The organism is Massilia scottii, from assembly GCF_030846495.1.
In the GTDB taxonomy this organism is placed as follows: domain Bacteria; phylum Pseudomonadota; class Gammaproteobacteria; order Burkholderiales; family Burkholderiaceae_D; genus Telluria_A; species Telluria_A violaceinigra.
The window spans coordinates 365,551-381,910 of record NZ_JAVCWM010000002.1; the positions used below are offsets into that span (position 1 = coordinate 365,551).

At 63.1% G+C, this 16,360-nt stretch carries 16 protein-coding genes and 1 riboswitch; of the genes, 10 read left to right on the forward strand and 6 right to left on the reverse strand.

Translation table 11 applies throughout. The annotated features are described in order from the left end of the window. Positions 1-4: 4 nt before the first annotated feature. Complete coding sequence (locus RBA41_RS03700) at positions 5-694, reverse strand: hypothetical protein (protein ID WP_306621150.1); 690 nt, start codon at positions 692-694, stop codon at positions 5-7. Between the two features lie 17 nt (positions 695-711). Further along, positions 712-1,800, reverse strand: a complete 1,089-nt coding sequence (locus RBA41_RS03705; RefSeq protein ID WP_306621152.1) for an SGNH/GDSL hydrolase family protein — start codon at positions 1,798-1,800, stop codon at positions 712-714. A 277-nt stretch (positions 1,801-2,077) separates the two neighbouring features. Then, positions 2,078-2,295: riboswitch (cobalamin riboswitch) on the forward strand. Between the two features lie 296 nt (positions 2,296-2,591). Between RBA41_RS03705 and RBA41_RS03710 the strand changes: the two genes are divergently transcribed. After that, positions 2,592-4,583 carry a TonB-dependent receptor gene (locus RBA41_RS03710; protein ID WP_306621154.1) on the forward strand — a complete coding sequence of 664 codons (1,992 nt, stop codon included), beginning with the start codon at positions 2,592-2,594 and terminating at the stop codon, positions 4,581-4,583. Positions 4,584-4,601: 18 nt separating this feature from the next. Here the strand turns inward: RBA41_RS03710 and RBA41_RS03715 are convergent, their stop codons facing one another. Continuing rightward, a complete protein-coding gene (locus RBA41_RS03715; RefSeq protein ID WP_306621156.1) occupies positions 4,602-4,913 on the reverse strand; it encodes a cupin domain-containing protein in 312 nt (103 codons plus the stop codon). A gap of 10 nt (positions 4,914-4,923) precedes the next feature. Next, the gene (locus tag RBA41_RS03720) at positions 4,924-5,526 is read right to left on the reverse strand and encodes a DJ-1/PfpI family protein (RefSeq protein WP_306621158.1); all 603 of its coding nucleotides are present in this window, start codon (positions 5,524-5,526) and stop codon (positions 4,924-4,926) included. Between the two features lie 79 nt (positions 5,527-5,605). On the opposite strand from RBA41_RS03720, the gene RBA41_RS03725 reads away from it, so the two are divergent. From RBA41_RS03725 to RBA41_RS03765, 9 genes are all read left to right on the forward strand, one after another. Beyond that, positions 5,606-6,583 (forward strand): GlxA family transcriptional regulator, encoded by a 978-nt coding sequence (locus tag RBA41_RS03725; RefSeq protein ID WP_306621160.1) that lies wholly within the window; start codon positions 5,606-5,608, stop codon positions 6,581-6,583. A gap of 267 nt (positions 6,584-6,850) precedes the next feature. Continuing rightward, positions 6,851-7,117: a hypothetical protein gene (locus RBA41_RS03730; protein ID WP_306621162.1), complete on the forward strand. Its 267-nt coding sequence runs from the start codon at positions 6,851-6,853 to the stop codon at positions 7,115-7,117. Positions 7,118-7,126: 9 nt separating this feature from the next. Then, on the forward strand, positions 7,127-8,242 hold the full coding sequence (locus tag RBA41_RS03735) for a DUF2169 family type VI secretion system accessory protein (protein ID WP_306621163.1): 1,116 nt from the start codon (positions 7,127-7,129) through the stop codon (positions 8,240-8,242). Next, entirely contained in the window at positions 8,239-9,348 is a 1,110-nt protein-coding gene (locus RBA41_RS03740; RefSeq protein ID WP_306621165.1) for a hypothetical protein, read from the forward strand. The genes RBA41_RS03735 and RBA41_RS03740 overlap by 4 nt, the downstream gene beginning before the upstream one ends. Next, positions 9,349-9,735 (forward strand): DUF4150 domain-containing protein, encoded by a 387-nt coding sequence (locus tag RBA41_RS03745; RefSeq protein ID WP_306621167.1) that lies wholly within the window; start codon positions 9,349-9,351, stop codon positions 9,733-9,735. A gap of 5 nt (positions 9,736-9,740) precedes the next feature. Further along, positions 9,741-11,045, forward strand: a complete 1,305-nt coding sequence (locus RBA41_RS03750; protein ID WP_306621169.1) for an HNH/endonuclease VII fold toxin-2 domain-containing protein — start codon at positions 9,741-9,743, stop codon at positions 11,043-11,045. Positions 11,046-11,052: 7 nt separating this feature from the next. Continuing rightward, a complete protein-coding gene (locus tag RBA41_RS03755; protein ID WP_306621171.1) occupies positions 11,053-12,078 on the forward strand; it encodes a beta propeller repeat protein in 1,026 nt (341 codons plus the stop codon). Positions 12,079-12,172: 94 nt separating this feature from the next. Next, the gene (locus RBA41_RS03760; protein WP_306621173.1) at positions 12,173-13,558 is read left to right on the forward strand and encodes a hypothetical protein; all 1,386 of its coding nucleotides are present in this window, start codon (positions 12,173-12,175) and stop codon (positions 13,556-13,558) included. 132 nt (positions 13,559-13,690) lie between these two features. After that, positions 13,691-14,104, forward strand: coding sequence for a hypothetical protein (locus tag RBA41_RS03765; protein ID WP_306621174.1), 414 nt, complete (start codon positions 13,691-13,693; stop codon positions 14,102-14,104). Positions 14,105-14,474: 370 nt separating this feature from the next. On the opposite strand, the gene RBA41_RS03770 is transcribed toward RBA41_RS03765, so the two are convergent. Both RBA41_RS03770 and vioE read right to left on the reverse strand, forming a co-directional pair. After that, entirely contained in the window at positions 14,475-15,650 is a 1,176-nt protein-coding gene (locus RBA41_RS03770) for an MFS transporter (RefSeq protein ID WP_306621176.1), read from the reverse strand. 131 nt (positions 15,651-15,781) lie between these two features. Then, positions 15,782-16,357 carry a violacein biosynthesis enzyme VioE gene (gene vioE, locus RBA41_RS03775; RefSeq protein WP_306621178.1) on the reverse strand — a complete coding sequence of 192 codons (576 nt, stop codon included), beginning with the start codon at positions 16,355-16,357 and terminating at the stop codon, positions 15,782-15,784. Between the last annotated feature and the right edge of the window lie 3 nt (positions 16,358-16,360).

Genomic DNA, 16,360 nt, shown 5'->3' on the forward strand with positions numbered 1-16,360 from the left:
GAGTTCAGCGGCCAGGCCGTGTCTGTGCGATTGCCGGGGGGATGACGATACGCCGGATCGGCAAGCCGGGCGGCGCCAGTTCGGGCGGAACGATACCGTTCTTGGGCATGGCGACGGGCTTGCCGGCGGCGTCCAGCAATTGAAAGTCGGGCGCGAACATCAGCACCGCTTCGATGCGCTGGCCGTCATCGGTGGCCTGGTGATGGCGCACATAGCCCTTCGGTAAAACAAAGTCCTCGGGCACCGCCAGCCCGACCAGCGGCGGGCTGGTTCCCGGCGGCGAAAAGGCGCCCAGGCCGGAGTGGATGCCGCGCTCGTGCAGACGTTCGATGACCTCGGCCATGCTGGGATTCTCGCCCCGCGCAACGTAGCTTTTGAGGTCGGGCGTGGGGTCGGCGTCGCCCTCGGGTGCGCGCGCTTGCTCCTTGCGCGCGATAGTGTCCGGCGCGCCGGGCACGGTGGCCGCGACCGGGGCCTGGGCCGGTGCCTTTGCCTGCGCAGGCAGCGGCGCCGGCGTGGCGGCGACGTCGGTCGCGGGGCGCGATGGCATCCACAGCAGCGTCAGCATGACGCCGGCGGCGATACAGAGCAGCACCGCGATGACAATGCGGCCCCGGGATGGGCCCCAGGCATGGCCAGCAGCGCTCTTCTCGCTGCTGGCCGCTGCCGGCGTGGAACGCGGAGGCGTATCCAAGGATCGGCGCCTGGCCGTTACGGAGTGGCCGGATTGTAGGTCGATACCGCCCAGCCGATGCGCTCGTGGCCGTACTGATTCCAGATCGGGCTCTTGCCGCCGCTAAACGTCGTGTAGCGTGGCGCGCCGCTGCCCGTGGTGCTGCCGAACAGGCCGGAACTGAAGGTGCTGCCGTTGTAGGTCGGGTGGGTGTCGTCCGACTGGATGTAATCGTAGCTGCTGCTTGACGACACGAAGTGGGTGTTGGCGTCGCGGATTGTCGAGCGCAGTGCCGTCGTGAGGCGGGTGACATAGCTCGCTTCGCTCTCGCCGCTCACATAGCGCAGCCCCTCGGCGTCGATCCGGCCGTCGCCGTTGCTATCGTAGTCGGCACCCATGTACTGGGCAAAGTTGTCCGCGCACTGGAAGCCCTTTTGCCGCGCGACGTCGCACATCATGAAGTTCATCCTCGCCAGGGCGGGCAGGAACTTGTCTTGCATTTTCACGGTGGCACCGGTAGCCGCATCCTTGCAGGTGCTTTGCACATCGTCCACCGCATAGCCCGGGTAGTGCAGGTTGGAGATCACCTTCAGCTTGACGCCGGCATAGGCGTTGGCATTGATGTAGTCCATCGCGGCCGTGACATACTTCTTGCAGCTGGCTTCCGCCGCTGTCAGTCCGCTGTAATTGCAGGTGCCGGTCTGGCTCTTGAAGCTGGCGCGCGCCTGCAAGCCATCGTTGCCGCACATCTCGAAGGTGACGACGCGAGTATTGCTGGCTTGCATGTACGAGCGCTCAGCCACGATTTTATTGTTGTACACGTCTTCGGCGATCGCACCGGACTTGGTGCGGCGCACGCTTTCGATGTCCGTGCCCCACTGCGCCGAGAGATATTCCGCGTTCACCGTTGGCGCCGCGTATTTGGCCGCGCTGGTGACGGAGCCGTTGAAACCCGCATAGATCGAGTCCCCGTAGGCGACGGAGCGGTACTTGGTGGTCGTGCCGGCCCGGTCGATGGTCCACGAGGCGTTCTGGTTGATTGTGCTGGCGGCTGCCTCTGAATACGAGACGAATAGTGCGAGTGCGGGTAGTAAAGTGCGCAAGGAACGACGAAAGCGAATGCTCATGTAGTGTCTCCTTTATTGTGGGTCCCAGCAGACAGGCTAACCATGTCAGCAAGCCTGAGCTCGGTGTTCGTACTGTATTTCAAATACGAACAACAGTGCTAATTAAGCATTCGTGTTGTACATAAAATATCAAAAATGTGTGAATTTGTTGTAAATGTGTAGTGCCGTCACCCGACGTCGCCCATGACCCGCACAGCGCTGGCCTGCGCCGCTGCGGCCTGTGTGCCGGCGTCAGCGCGGCAATAGGGTGACAAATGTGCTTTGTCGAATGTAAAATGCGCCCCAATACGTGAATGGTGCCCTCCCGCTTGTCGGCCGGAGGGTGAAACGGGAAGCCGGTGACGCGCGAGATTTTCATTTCGCGCCAGTCCGGCGCAGCCCCCGCTGCTGTAAGCCTGACGACTTTGATCGAACGCCACTGTGCATCGCATGGGAAGGCAAGACCAGGGAAGGATGAAGGCGAGCCAGAAGACCGGCCAGTCACGATGCATGCGCAACACCCGGGGTGAGGTGTTGCCTGTTATTTGTTCGCCGTTTTTTCTTTTTGCTAATGCAATCGCACGCCAATGGCGTACGCGTATCCGTTCGCCATTGGCGCATGGCGCGTGCCGTGGCGGCTGCGTGCGCCTTCGCGAACTTCATCGCCGGGGATCCGGTCATTTACTATGTCAGACGCTTCCATGATGCATTCCAGCCAAACTTGTTCTACCCCCATCCGCCCCATCGTCGCCGCCGTCGCACTGTTGTGCGGGTCCGCTGCCTGGGCCGAGCCAACCACGGTGATGCCGACTGTGACCATTCAGGCCGCGGCCGAGGAGGAGGGCCTGGGGCTGAAGCGCCGGAACGCCACGGCCAGCCGGCTCGATCTGACGACGCAGGACATGCCTGCCAGCGTCGAGTCGCTCGGCGCGGCGAGCATCGAGGCGCGCGGCGATGTGCAGCTCAAGGATGCCGTCACCCGCACCACGGGCCTGACCGACATCAGCTCGCCCGGCAACGGCATCGGCTACGCGGCGCGCGGTTTCAGCGGCAACAGCGCCATCGCCATCCTGGAAAACGGCCAGCGCCCGCAGGTGGGCTCGGGCACGGCCACCTATCCGTCCGATCCGTGGGGGTATGAGTACATCGAGGTGCTGCGCGGCCCTGGTTCGGTGATCCACGGCAGCGGTACCACCGGCGCCACCATCAATGCCGTGCGCAAGGCGCCGGCAGGCGCCGCCTCGCTCGAAGCGATGGCCGGCATCGGCGGCGGGCGCGCGTTGCGCGCCGGCGTCGGCGTCACCGGTGCGCTGGGGGAGAGCGGCGCATTCCGTGTCGACGCCTATGCCGACCGCAGCGACGGGCTGATCGAGCGGGGCAAGGCGCGCCACGGCAAGGTACTCACCAGCCTGGCCTATGCCTTGACGCCCGCCATCGACCTTGCCATGCAGCTCGACCATCTGGAACAGAAACCGCAGCGCTACTTCGGCACACCGCTGATCAATGGCGGGCTCGCGCGCGCACTGCGCAAGCAGAACTACAACGTGGGCGACGCCGACATCGGCTTTGACGACGACAAGGCGCTGGTCCGCCTGAGCTGGCGCGTCTCGCCGGCTCTCACCGTCACCGACGAGCTCGTGCATATGAAAGCGCGCCGCCACTGGCGCAATGCCGAGACCTATTATTACAACCCGCAAGCGGAGATGGTCGAGCGCAGCAATTACATCGCCATCGGCCATGATCAGGAACAAACCGGCAACCGCCTCGAAGCGCGCTGGAATGCCGGGGCCAACCGGATCGTTGCCGGATGGGAAGCTGCCACGATCAATTTCACCCACACCAACAACGCGCCGTACGGCGGTGCCTCCAGCGTGGCGCCCACGGGGTTCAATCCGGGCCGGTTCGACAGCCCGGACGCCTTGCGCCCGAATTTCACAACCCATACCCGCAGCAATGCGCTGTATGCCGAAGATTCCCATGCGCTCAGTGCGCGGCTGCTGCTGCTGGCGGGCCTGCGCCATGACCGTTACAAGGTCGGGCGCGTCAGCCTGCTGGGGGCGGCCGGCTTTACCTCGACGCTACAGTCGACCGCCGTGCGGCTGGGCCTGACCTGGAAACTCGGGGACGACACCTCCCTGTACGGCCAGCTCAGCAGCGGCAGCGATCCGGTCACCAGCCTGCTGTCGCTGAACCTGGCCAACAGCGGCTACAAGCTGACCCGCTCGCGCCAGGCGGAAACCGGCCTGAAACAGTCGCTGGCCGGCGGCAAGGCGCAGTGGACCGCGGCGCTGTACCGCATTCGCAAGGATGACATCATCACGCGCGACCCGTCCAACCCGGCCTTGTCGGTCCAGGGCGGTGCGCAATCGTCGCAGGGGGCGGAGTTGAGCGTCAGCGTGGCCCTCGCGCCGGCATGGCGCCTGGAGGCGAATGGCGTCTACACCGACGCCGCCTTCGATCGGCTGATCGACAGCGGCAACGCGTCGCGCGCCGGCAAGCGTCCCGCCGGGGCGCCGAAGTCCTCGGCCAATCTCTGGCTCGGTTACCGCGCCGGCGGCTGGCGCGCCGGCACCGGTGCGCGCTACGTCGGGCAGCGCTTCATCGACAATGGCAACACGCAGTCGCTGGCGGCCTATACAACGCTGGATGCCACCCTGGGCTGGCAGCTCAGCCGCCATGTGCTGGTACAGCTGAACTTGCGCAACCTCACCGACAAACTGTACGCCAGTACCTCGTACGGCGCCAGCCAGTACCTGCTGGGAGAGCGGCGCCATGCCGAACTGACCGTCCAGTGGCGCTACTGACCGGCCATGGCGCCTGGCTCAAACGCTGCCGGTGCGCTCGATGACGAGGATGCGCGCCTGTCCGCATGGGTGCGCGCTGTGCGCGTCGCCTTCGGCGGCGTAAAAGATATCGCCGGCGCGCAGGTGCGCCACCAGCTCGCGGCCATCTTCACGGTAGTGCATCGCCACTTCGCCATCGAGTACCGCGAACACTTCGTCGCCGTCGTTGACATGCCAGGGGTAGGGCTGGTCGGTCCAGTGCAGGCGCACGGTGGCGTCCTGCATGACGGCGATCAGCTGCGCCTCCCAGGCGCGCGCGCCGGTGTAATCCTTGCCGCGTACGATCTTCATCGCGTGCTCCTCATCCCTGGTTCCAGTCGTAATCCATCTGGCGCGCGGTGCGCTCGGCCAGTTCGCGCCCCGCGAGCCGTTCGACCAGGTGCAGCGACATGTCGATGCCGGCCGAAATGCCGCCGGAGGTGACGATGGCGCCGTTGTCGATCCAGCGCCGCTCCGCCAGGACCCGCACCTGCGGGAACGCGGCGCGCAGATCGGCCACGTCTTCCCAGTGGGTGGTCGCCTCCCGGTCGTCGAGCAGGCCGGCCTGCGCCAGCAGGAAGGCGCCGGTGCAGACCGATGCGGTCAGTTCCGACGCCCTGGCGGTGGCGGCGATCCAGGCAATCACGTCCGGATTCGACATTTCGGCCGTGACCACGCCGCCGGGCACGATCAGCACATCGATGTCGCCTGCGCCGGCAAAATCGGCTTCCGGCAGCACGCCCAGGCCGGCCCGGGCGCGCAGCATCGCCGTGGTGGCGCCGACCGTGCGCACCCGGAACGGCGGCGCGGCGTGCGGCATCGTCCTGGCGGCCACGCGCGTGGCGCAGGTGAACACTTCGTAGGGACCGGCGAAATCGAGTACTTCAACGTCGTCATACACATAGATGCCGATGGTGCGTGTCATATTGCCTCCGTTAGTAACAGGTCCATCATGTCACGACGACGATTGACATAAATGACATTGATGGTGGAATATCTGCCATATGAAGATGACCGATATCTGGCTGCTGGTGTTCCCCGGCTTCGTACTCCTGGACGCGACCGGCCCCGCCCAGGTCTTTGGCAGCGCCAACGACGAGGCGCGCGATGCGGGCCTGCCGCAGCCTTACCGGATCCGCATGATCGCGCCCGGCGGCGGTCCGCTGGCCTCGGCGTGCGGCGTGACAGTGCTGACCGCGCCGCTGCCGGCGGCGGGGCGCAAGCTGGCCGGCTCGACCTTGATCGTCTCCGGTGGACGCGGCATGGAGGAAGCGGACGGCGCGCACGACCCGGCCATGGTGCGCTGGGTGGCACGCGCGGCCGGCCGGGTGGGGCGCTGCTGCGCGGTGTGTACCGGCGCCTTCGTGCTGGCGCACGCCGGCCTGCTCGACGGCCGCCGCGCCGTGACGCACTGGCGCGACGCGGCCTCGCTGCAGGCGCAATTTCCCGCCATCGATGTGCATGATGACGCGATCTATATCAAGGATGGTCCGGTGTACACCTCGGCCGGCATCGCCGCCGGCATTGACCTGGCGCTCAGCCTGGTGGCGGAAGACCGGGGGCACGCCGCCGGCCTGGCGGTGGCGAAGCGGATGGTGGTGTTCTTCAAACGGCCGGGCGGCCAGCGCCAGTTCAGTTCCCAGCTGTTGGCGCAGGCCGATCCGCAGGACGTGCATGCCCGGCTGATTGCCTGGCTCAGGCCGCGCCTGCGGCAGCAGATCGACGTCGACCAGATGGCGGCCGCGTGTGCGCTGTCGGTGCGGACCCTGCACCGCCGGCTGCGACAGGCGGCCGACCTGTCGCCGGCGCAGCTGCTGCTGCGGCTGCGCATGGAGGCGGCCTGCGGCCTGCTCGAACGCCCCGGCATGACGGTCAAGCGCGCCGCCAGCCAGAGCGGCTTCGGCAACGAGTACAATCTGCGCCGCGCCTTCGCCGCCCAGCTGGGCGTGGTGCCGAGCGACTACCAGGCGCGCTTCGGTTGAACATTGACGCCATGGCGGCATGCGCCATGGTCAGCCTCATGTCTCTAAGAAACCTCTTGCTTATATCTTATCGCTCCGCGTTATAGGTCCCGCATCAGAAAATTGCCGATGCGGCACCGATTTGTGCAACATTAAATTCATATAAGCAATTTTCGGAACTGTTGGTATTTATGCTACTATTCGGCAATGCGAACGGTCGACTCTGGGCCTTCTTCCTTCTGCGTAGGAGTGCGGCGATACTTGTTTAATTCATTGTATGGAGAACGCATGAGTTTGCAGGATCTGGTCGGCGACCGTCAGCATGACCGCTTGTTGCGTTTATCTTTTCGAAATGAGGATGGTCCATCCTCCCAACTTCTCGTCAACCGCGTCGAGGTATCCGACGCGCTTTCGCGTCCGTTCGAGTTCACGGTGGCACTCCTTGATGACCCCAATATTGCACTGAAGGAGCTGCAGGGGCCGATGATGTGGGTCGAGCCGATTCGACGGTACGGCACCCGGCGCAGCCTCGGCGGTCCGGTGAATATCAATTAAGGGGTAGTCATGGACATGATGATGACCTCACGGCACCTGCTGGCCGACTTGACCACGTCGCTCGATGTGGCAGGGCGCGAACACTTGGTCATCGTTGTTAAAGCGAGCTGGCAGATTCCCCGCAGCGGTGCGCGGCCGCGACCGATCGCGCCACAGCCGCTGGAACAGGGCGACGTGTTCTTTGGCGATCCCGGCACCAGCCCGATGAAGTACGGCAGTGACTTGGTGCGCTACAAACCGCGTTGCGACATACTGTTCGACGCGCAGGCTCACGCGCCGGCAGGAGCGCCAGTGACCGAGCTGGTGGCCGGTTTCAAGGTGGGCACCCTGCAAAAAGGGGTTAAGGTAATCGGGCCACGCAAATGGCGCGTCCGGCTCGGCATGGCCAGCCTGACCAGGCCGGACCCGTTTGTCAGCATGCCGTTGCATTATGGTTTTGCCTTCGGCGGAACGCGCACCTATCAAAAGGGCAGTGGCGATAAGGTGCAGACATTGACCGAAACCCTGGCCGGCAATCCTGTCGGCCAGGGCTGGGTGGGTCCGAAGACCGGAGCGGAGCTGCATGACCTGCCTGCCCCCAGTCTGGAAGCGCTAAGCGACCCGGTCAGGTCTCCCACCGGCAAACACCGGCCGGCGGCGTTTTCCGCCGTGGCGCGCCAGTGGCCGGTCAGAAGACAGTACGCAGGCACCTATGACGCGCATTGGCAGCAGCACACCTTTCCGTTTCTACCGGAGGACTTCGATGAACAGTTTCACCAGTGCGCACCGGCGGACCAGCAAATACCCTACCCGAAGGGCGGTGAAGAAGTGGTCCTGCTCAACCTGATGGCTGGGCACGAAATCGTGCGCTTCAAGCTACCGGCCCTGGACAAGCTGCAGATCCGCGTGCTGAGGAAGGATTACAGCGTTGCAACGCCGGTACCGGTGGTTGATACGCTGTATTTTGAGCCGGATAGCGAACGCTTCACGGCCGTGTGGCGTGCCAGCGTACCTGTGTTGCGCCGCATTCAGGAGTTCGATACCGTGGCGATCGGGCCCATCGACCTTCAGTGGTGGAGCAACAAGATCCTCGGTGTGGATGGCAATGGCTGTATCGGTTGCGACAGCAGAAAGGAAGCTGCATGATGACGTTCTTTAATACGCGCGCGGCTGCGGATCGCCCGGAGCCGGTGCGTCTGGCGATCCGCGCTGCCGGCCTGTGCTGCGCCGTTGGCTATCACCTGCGCGCTGCCAGCTGCGCGCTGCGAGCGCACATGGACCACTTCCAGGAGAGCGAATTTCGCAGCAGCAACTTCGACCCGATCATCGTGGCCCGGCTGCCCGACGATATCTATGGCCACGAGCGGCTGCAGCGCTGGGTTAGCCATGCGGTGCGTGATTGCGCCCAGGGCATGCGGGAGCCGCTATCCTTGCTGGACCCGGCGCGCACTGCGGTCGTGGTTCTGGCGCCGGATCCCACACGTACACACACGGGCGATGGCTTTCATGCCGCGCTGGTTGCCAACGCGCTGCATCAGCTGCGCGCAGCCGAAGACGCAGAAGCGGTACCAAGCCCGGACGAGGACGCACGCATCGTCACGGTGATTGCCTCGGGCCGGGCCGGCCTCGGGGACGGCTTGCAGCAGGCCATGCGTCTGCTGGGCGATCAGGCGGTCGAGCAAGTGCTGCTGATTGGCGTGGACAGCTATCTGAATGCGGCCGACATGAACGCCATGCTGCGCGCCGAGCGCCTGCTGGTCAAAGGCAACAGCAATGGCTTCCTTCCTGGCGAGGCGGCCGCAGCGCTGCTGCTGACCCTGGCGACGCCTGAGGCGCGCGGCGTTTTCATCGAAGGAATCGGCCATGCAGATGAAGCGGGGCGGCCCGATGGCAGCGTGCCGAGCCGCGCGGTCGGACTGACCGAGGCCCTACGCGCCGCTTTTGGGCAGGCCCGGGTTAGGCCGGCGGATCTGGATTTCCGGCTCAGCGACCAGAATGGCGAACAGTTTTTCGCACGCGAATCGGCCAATGCCGTAACGCGCATCATGTTTGGCGCGCAGCAGCTGGTGCACCTGACCCTGGCCGACAAGATCGGCGAAGTGGGGGCGGCCACCGGTGTAGCCATGCTGGCCTGGCTGTCGCATGAGATGCCGCAGAGCGACCACAGCCCCGGCAACCTGGGCGTACTACACCTGGCCAATGACGGCGGCGACCGTTGCGCCGTCGTCATTCGCCACACCGGAGAGAACTAGATGGAAACACATGTCTACGCAAACGAGAATGAAGTGTGCTCCAAGGCAGCCGATGGTAAAGCCACTGCCGGACCCGATCCTTGCTGGAGTCCTCCCGCACCGACTGCCGGCCCGGTCGTCGTCCCGTATTCCAACACAGCGTGTGCCAAGGAACTGACCAACGGTTCCAGCACCGTCTTCGTGTGCGGCACGCCGGTCGCATTGCGCGATAAATCCTATCTTGCCAACAGCGTTGGCAATGAACCGGCCACGCGCAACCTGGGCATGGGGGTATCGAGCCACGATATCAAGGGCGATGCCTACTTCATTGACTGGTCACCAAATGTCAAAGTGGAAGGTATGAATGTCTGCCGCCACAACGATCCAATGACGCACAACCACGGGTAACAGGAATGCAGACGTCGGCCAATTCCCCAACCAGTATCTATCTCGATACGTTCAACAAACATCCTTCGTGCGCGGACGACGAGAAAGTAGTCAAGAACAAGTGCAAGCCTGAACCGGAACAATCTGAAGAAGACAAAAAAAAGGGCAAGCCAAAGCCAGAGAGAAAGGGGCTTGGCGGAAAACTGGCCACGGCCGCGAAAGCGCTCGACGACGCCGGCAAGCTGGCCGCCGGCTACAAGCGCGACCCGGGCAGCAAGACCGCCTTCGATGGCAACGGCTGGATGGATGACCATTGCACAGGCCAGTGGATTTCCCCGATCCACACCGCTGACCCGGAGTTCGAAAAGAAACTCACCGAGATGCTCGAAAACATCGAGGACAAAAGGTTGCGCCTGCTGTTGGACGGCTTCGACGAGCTGGTGGAAGTCGCGGTTGCAAAGGTCGGCCCTGTAGCGCAGGACATGGCCACCAATTTCCTGATCAGGGCCGGTTTGAAGGCAGGCGTCGGCGTGCTCACCGCAGAGACCGTGCTGGGACCGTACCTGATGGGCGCGTGGACCGCAACTGACTTGATTTCTACAGCTAAAGAGCTGGCGGAATTGGCTGGCGACAAGGGCAAGGCTGCTTTAGGCGCCCTGGAAAAAACCAAGAATATCGGCGACAAGGCCAAGGATATCCTCGGCAGCTACCAGAAAGAACCGCATCGCGCCCATGCGGATGCCATGAGCCTGATGGCGCAGCTCGACACGTGCCTGCGAGCCCGCAAATGCCTGCTGGTGCCCTATAAGAATGCGGATAGCGATCGCAGTACGGATAAAGAAGAAAGCGCCAAGCGCACGGCGGCCGGCGGCAAGAAAACCACGGTAACAAACAGTAAGGCCAAGTCGCAGGCAAAACACGGGCTTGGTTGCTGCCCTGGCCAGACCGGCCATCATATTCTCCCGAATGCTATGGTCGAAGGTGCAGGCTGCCCCGGCTACGACTACGACAATGCGCCGACTATGTGTCTGGAAGGTGCCAATAACGCGGCGCTTCATGGCAGCCACGGTATGGCGCACAACAACCTGAAGGTGGCCATGGCAAAATATAAGGCTGCGACTGGCAAGGACACGTTGCCCTATGCCGACGCCAAGAAGCACGCGATCGATGCGGTACAAATGGCCGGCGCAATCCAGTGCAAGCGGGAATGCCTGGAAGCCCAGCTCGATGCGCACTACAAGTGCGCCGGCAAGGAATTAAAGGCCGATTCAGGCTCCGGCGGTGGCACGAAGAAGAATCCACGACCCGTGAATGACCAAGACAACGGATAGGACGAATATGCAGATGACACTGAAAGAATATGCCGCCAACCTCAGCACATTTTATGTCTATGGATGTGTGGTGCGCGACCGGACGCGTTTTGGCTTTATTGCCGATCGCTGGTATACCGATGAAGAAGTCGAGGAAGAGGAGAAAAGCCGCAGTAGCCGGGACCGTCGCGACAAGCACTTGGTTACGTTTTTCCGTAATGGTGACCCAGGCAAGCAGTGGGGGTGGACCCTGCTGGAAGACTGGGCAACCGTGTACATCGGCGCGGCGACCAAGCCGCAGAGCCAGTTCATTGCCCTGGAAATGGAAGACTCCTCGGCCTATGTGATCGGCAGCGGTGTCAGCTACATGGATACCCCGGTCAAAGAATGCAAGGGCAGTCCCATGCGCCGCGGGGCGATTACTCGCACCAAGATGATCGAAGGCTACGCGTATGTGTGCGGTGGCAACAGGTCGGTCGGCAAGCGGCTTGGCAAGGGTGAATGGTTTTCACACTCGGAGGCCATTCCGAAGCTGGCGGATTGGAGTGACGGCGGCTTCGATGACATCGCCGGATTCAACGAAAACGATCTGTATGCAGTTGGCGGCAAGGGCGACGTCTGTCACTTCAACGGCAAGACATGGCAGCAGGTGTCGTTCCCCACCAATATCTGGACCAGGACAGTCTGCTGCGGCGGCGATGGCAATGTCTATGTCTCGTGCTACGAAGGATTGACTTTCATGGGGCGCGAAAACCGCTGGAAGAAAATCTATGACGGCGGCATCAGCCTCGGGTTTAAGGACATGGTCTGGCACGAAGGCAAAGTCTGGTGCACCAATGATAACGGGGTGTGGACCATCGAGAACGGCAAGCTAGCGCGGGCCAGCGGCCTACCCTCGGAAATCTACGTATGCTCAGGCAGCCTGTCGGTCAACGACGGCGTGATGCTACTGGCTGGCCTGGGTGGCGCTGCATTTATGGAAAATGGCCGGTGGCACAATCTGTTCCTGCGCGGCGAAATGGAAATGGCCATGCGCAAGTCGGGCGCGCCGTGAGCGGCGCGACCAGCGCTGCCGGCACGGTGCAGGCGCCGTGCCGGCTGGACCAATACCGTATTCCCGCTAAACCCACCTTGAGTTTGACGATTCAATGAAGACTGATCCAGTCCCTTTCCCGATTATTGCGCCGCTGGTGCGCCGCCATGCGGAAGATGCCGCCTTCTATTGGTCGCAGCATGACGGCTCGGCGAATTCACCGCACCTGACCCTGGCCGAGCTGGGGCGGTTCAGCGCAATGCTTGCTGCACACCTCGAAGGGCTGGCAGTGGCAGGCTCTGACGGTTGGGCCCCGGCCCTGGCCGCGCTGGAGCGCTGGAAGAAGCCCGGCGAAGCATTTGTCTGCGCCTGCCTGGCGCTGCAAGCGGGCAACGCGGCGCAGCTCGATGAATTGATGGCACATGTGCGCGCCCGTCCCGATGAATTGCTGCGCGGCGTGATCAGTGCGTTCGGCTGGGTGCCGCACGCGCAAGCGGCTGCCATCATTTATGCGTGGAGCGCGCCCACCAGCGATCCCATTCGTCAAACTGTGGCCTTGCGTGCCACCGCCTTGTTGGGCGCTGCCGCCACGCCATCCCTGGCGCAGCCACTGGCGTTGTTCCTGGACAGCCCCGACGAGCACGTGCGCGCGGCTGCCTGTCGTGTTGCCGCTGCCGCGAGTGCGGGCGACAGCCTGCACGATGCAGCCCTGCGCGCCGGCCTGGTGGGTCCATGCCTGGCCGTGCGGGCTGAAGCGGCGATTGCGCTTGGCGGCCGTCCGCCCCTTCGTACAAACCATGATGCCGAAGACGCAATGGTGGCTGCCGAAGCCCTGTGGCAATGCGTGATTGTCCAGGTCAGACTGCACAACGCGGCAACCGGCTGGTACCGCAAACAAGCCCTGCGCCGCCTGCAGCGCTGGGTGCAGTTGTTGGCCAGACTAATACCCATCGGCAATCCTAACCTGGCGGCACTGATCAATTTCATGCCGGCGCGGGTGGCCCTGCGCTTCATTGCTTACCATGGCGACAGTGCGCACTTGCCTTACGTGATCGCCCAGATGCGCGACCCGGCCACTGCGCGCTACGCTGGCTGGGTATGGCAAACCATCACCGGGGTCGGCCTGCGCGCCAGCGCGCTGGTGCTACCAGAACCGCATGCCGGTTCCGACACCCCGGAGCTTGGCGATGCCCGCCAGGATGCCGATCTGGGCCTGCCTGTGCCCGACGCCGACGCCATTGCTGGCCATTCCAGCGTTCGGCTGGCAGAAGGTCAGCAATATCTGCAGGGGCAAGTGCTCAACCCTGTGCGCGCCCTGTCCCTACTGAAGCACGCCGTACAAGCCGAGCGCGATATCGCGGCCCAATACCTGCTCGCGCTCCCTCCCGGTGAGGCAGGCGCTCCGCACGCCCGGCTTTCGATACGCGCTGCGGCACCACTGCAGATCCGCTCTGCGGACAAGCTACGAAACCAGTTTGCGGAAAGCGGTATTGGCGCATGAAGACCGCGCACGACCCATGGGACGATGCCGACATGCTGACCCAACGCCTGCGGTACGGGATGCGCTGCTGTTCATTCTCTCATGGACTTCACATACGCCACAAAACCAATAGCCGGGAACGACGGGAGGACTATGCCATATGACATCTTTGGTTTTGTAGAAACGCGCCCGCGGGTAGATGGATCCTGCTGGCTGGCGGCCTTCAGCGTCAGTGAGACCATTGGCAGCCCTGATGATTTTTCTGGAGATATTTTTGGTCTGTCTAAATTCAGTCACGCGGGTGCACCGTTTGCCAACCGGGGGCTTCCCGAGGACGTAAGTCCAGAGGTTCAAGAGTGGCTGGCATCAACCGCAAGATTTGAGATGGAGGAAGGCGCGGGCAGTGGTGACCTGGGTCACACTTACGCCACCTTGGAAGAGTTGAAGCAAGTGAACGTATCTCCCAGCTCTGCCTGGCAGGCGTTATTTGCAATGATATCTGAGCTGCAGCACGAATTTGAGTTTCCGGACGCCGAGATAAGGGTTGTTCTCTGGGCTAACTGGTGATGACAAAGTGTTATCGAACGGCATCACTAACCTGAATGTTTCATGAATCCGTCTTTCGGCATGAACGTCGGCCAACCCTTCAATTTTCCGCTGCGCTGGCATCGTTTGGGAAAAGCCCGCCCTACCCACACTCAACGGGTGCATCGAACAAGCTTGGGCGGTGAAGGGGCAAGGGCGGGCGGTCTATTCTCGGCTGACCGGACGAACGCAAGTGAGGACGAGTTGGCGGCTTGCGCAGGTGTGGAAATGAACAATCGTTCGGCGAGCGTATGCGTGATGTAGCTGGCGTGCCGAGTATCGAGCAAGGCGTTCGTCAATCGCTCGGTCAAGCCAATCTGGCGATCCACGCCACGCTCATGAAAAATTCAGGCTAGCTTCTTCCGTATGCCACCGCACCCGCGTCACGCGACTTTTGCCCGAGATAAGGCAGCAAGCTGAGAAGTGCAAGCAGTGCCAGCGCGACACCGACCCACAGCGGCGAGCGCAAGCCCCAGCCCGCGGCAATCCCCAGGCCGCCTATCCACGACCCGACGCCCAGACCGATGTTGATGACCGATGTGTGAACCGTGTTCACCAGCGGCCCGGAATGCACGGTCTTCATCACGCGCGCGATGATGGCGGGATTCATGGACATGCCAACCAGGCCAGTGACGACCAGCATCGCAACGCTGATCGTTTTATGGTCGGCGAAGAGGGCGAACAACGCCAGGCTGATGCCCAACACGATCATGCCCCCGACCATGATGGGGAAGGTGTGCTGGTCCGCAAAACGGCCCACCACGCCATTGCCCACCACGTTCGCGATGCCGTAGACACCCAGCAGCCACGGAATCGAGGACGATGGAAAGCCGGTAATCCCGGTCAGGATCGGCGTGTAGTAGCTGAAGGCCGCAAAGGTCGCGCCGATGATCAGTCCGCTGCTGGCATATGCCGCCCAGAGCTGGGGATTCTTGAACTCCCCCAGTTCGTCGCCGAGGCTGACCGCGTCGGACGGCTTGGAGCGCGGCACCAGGAAGGCGATCAGCACCATGCACGAGCCCGCCAGCACCACCACCAGCCAGAAGCTGGCGCGCCAGCCCATGTGCTGGTCGATGAGGGTGGCCATCGGCACGCCCAGGACCGAGGCCAGCATCAGCCCCCCGATCACGACCGCCGCGGCGCGGCCGCGCGCTTCAGGGCGGACCTGATCGGCACAGATCGTCAGCGACATCCCAAAGCAGGCCGAGCCGGCTACGCCGGTGGCAACCCGTGCGATGGCCATGATGTCGTAGCTGGCGGCCGAGGCCGCGACGGATTGGGCAATCGCATACAAACCCAGCATCCACAGCAATGCTTGTTTATTCGGGATGCGCAGCTTGAGCAGAACGACGGTGGTCAGGGGGCCACCGATGACCATGCCCATGGCGTACAACGAGATCAGATAGCCGATCTGCGGCAACGACACGCCCATCGCCTGGGCCAGTGACGGCATCATGCCCGCCACCATGAATTCCGACGTGGTGATCGAGAAAATCGTCAACCCGAGAATGTAGACAACCAACGGCATACAGGATTCCTTCGTGAGTAATTGCTGAAACTGGAATGATCGGTAGGGATGGCCGGTGGCCATCCCTGGAAAGCCGGCGGCGCAGATCGTGCGCCGGGCTGATTGGCCGTTTGACGGGACGGAATGTGGTTTTATTCCGACACGAAAACGCTGGCCGCGATGTCGCCGGCAAGGAAGTTCGGAAAGTCGCGTACCGACTGATGCTGCGGGTCGTTGCCGGTGACCATGCGCAGCAAGTGATTGCCGCCGGCCTGCAGATAAAACACCGATGCGGCTTTGCCCGGCCGCTCCACCACCCAGGCGTCGGCCGCCTGGCCCAGCACCGTGTGGCGGCCGTCGTGACGCGCTTCGCCGTCGATCAGGATCGCCTGCGGCAGGAACAGGTCGTGGAAGGGCGTGAGCTCATCGGCCAGCGCCCTCTCGTACAGCTTCACGCCGGCCGGCTCCGCTTCCCTGGCATATGCGACTTTCTGTTTGCGGCTTTGTCCACGCCTGGCGTCGCCGATTTCCGACATCCAGAGCCGGTGTCCCGTCTCCTTTTCCGACCAGGGATTGAACAAGCCGTCGATGCGGCAAATATTGCGGGCGTAGTCGAACCAGCAATAGCCGGAAGTGACCTGGTCGTCTTCCCGCATCGGCGACCAGTATGAGATGTAGGCGCTGCTCCATTGCATCGGCAGCAGCGGCGGGGTGGCGTGCGGTGGCATGGC

Excerpts from the sequence above, each read along its gene's own strand:
- RBA41_RS03760 (WP_306621173.1), top strand. The coding sequence starts at position 12,173 with ATGAAGACTGATCCAGTCCCTTTCCCGATTATTGCGCCGCTGGTGCGC.
- RBA41_RS03770 (WP_306621176.1), bottom strand. The coding sequence starts at position 15,650 with ATGCCGTTGGTTGTCTACATTCTCGGGTTGACGATTTTCTCGATCACC.
- RBA41_RS03715 (WP_306621156.1), bottom strand. The coding sequence starts at position 4,913 with ATGAAGATCGTACGCGGCAAGGATTACACCGGCGCGCGCGCCTGGGAG.
- RBA41_RS03755 (WP_306621171.1), top strand. The coding sequence starts at position 11,053 with ATGCAGATGACACTGAAAGAATATGCCGCCAACCTCAGCACATTTTAT.
- vioE (WP_306621178.1), bottom strand. The coding sequence starts at position 16,357 with ATGCCACCGCACGCCACCCCGCCGCTGCTGCCGATGCAATGGAGCAGC.
- RBA41_RS03705 (WP_306621152.1), bottom strand. The coding sequence starts at position 1,800 with ATGAGCATTCGCTTTCGTCGTTCCTTGCGCACTTTACTACCCGCACTC.
- RBA41_RS03730 (WP_306621162.1), top strand. The coding sequence starts at position 6,851 with ATGAGTTTGCAGGATCTGGTCGGCGACCGTCAGCATGACCGCTTGTTG.
- RBA41_RS03720 (WP_306621158.1), bottom strand. The coding sequence starts at position 5,526 with ATGACACGCACCATCGGCATCTATGTGTATGACGACGTTGAAGTACTC.
- RBA41_RS03765 (WP_306621174.1), top strand. The coding sequence starts at position 13,691 with ATGCCATATGACATCTTTGGTTTTGTAGAAACGCGCCCGCGGGTAGAT.
- RBA41_RS03740 (WP_306621165.1), top strand. The coding sequence starts at position 8,239 with ATGATGACGTTCTTTAATACGCGCGCGGCTGCGGATCGCCCGGAGCCG.
- RBA41_RS03750 (WP_306621169.1), top strand. The coding sequence starts at position 9,741 with ATGCAGACGTCGGCCAATTCCCCAACCAGTATCTATCTCGATACGTTC.
- RBA41_RS03745 (WP_306621167.1), top strand. The coding sequence starts at position 9,349 with ATGGAAACACATGTCTACGCAAACGAGAATGAAGTGTGCTCCAAGGCA.
- RBA41_RS03725 (WP_306621160.1), top strand. The coding sequence starts at position 5,606 with ATGAAGATGACCGATATCTGGCTGCTGGTGTTCCCCGGCTTCGTACTC.
- RBA41_RS03735 (WP_306621163.1), top strand. The coding sequence starts at position 7,127 with ATGGACATGATGATGACCTCACGGCACCTGCTGGCCGACTTGACCACG.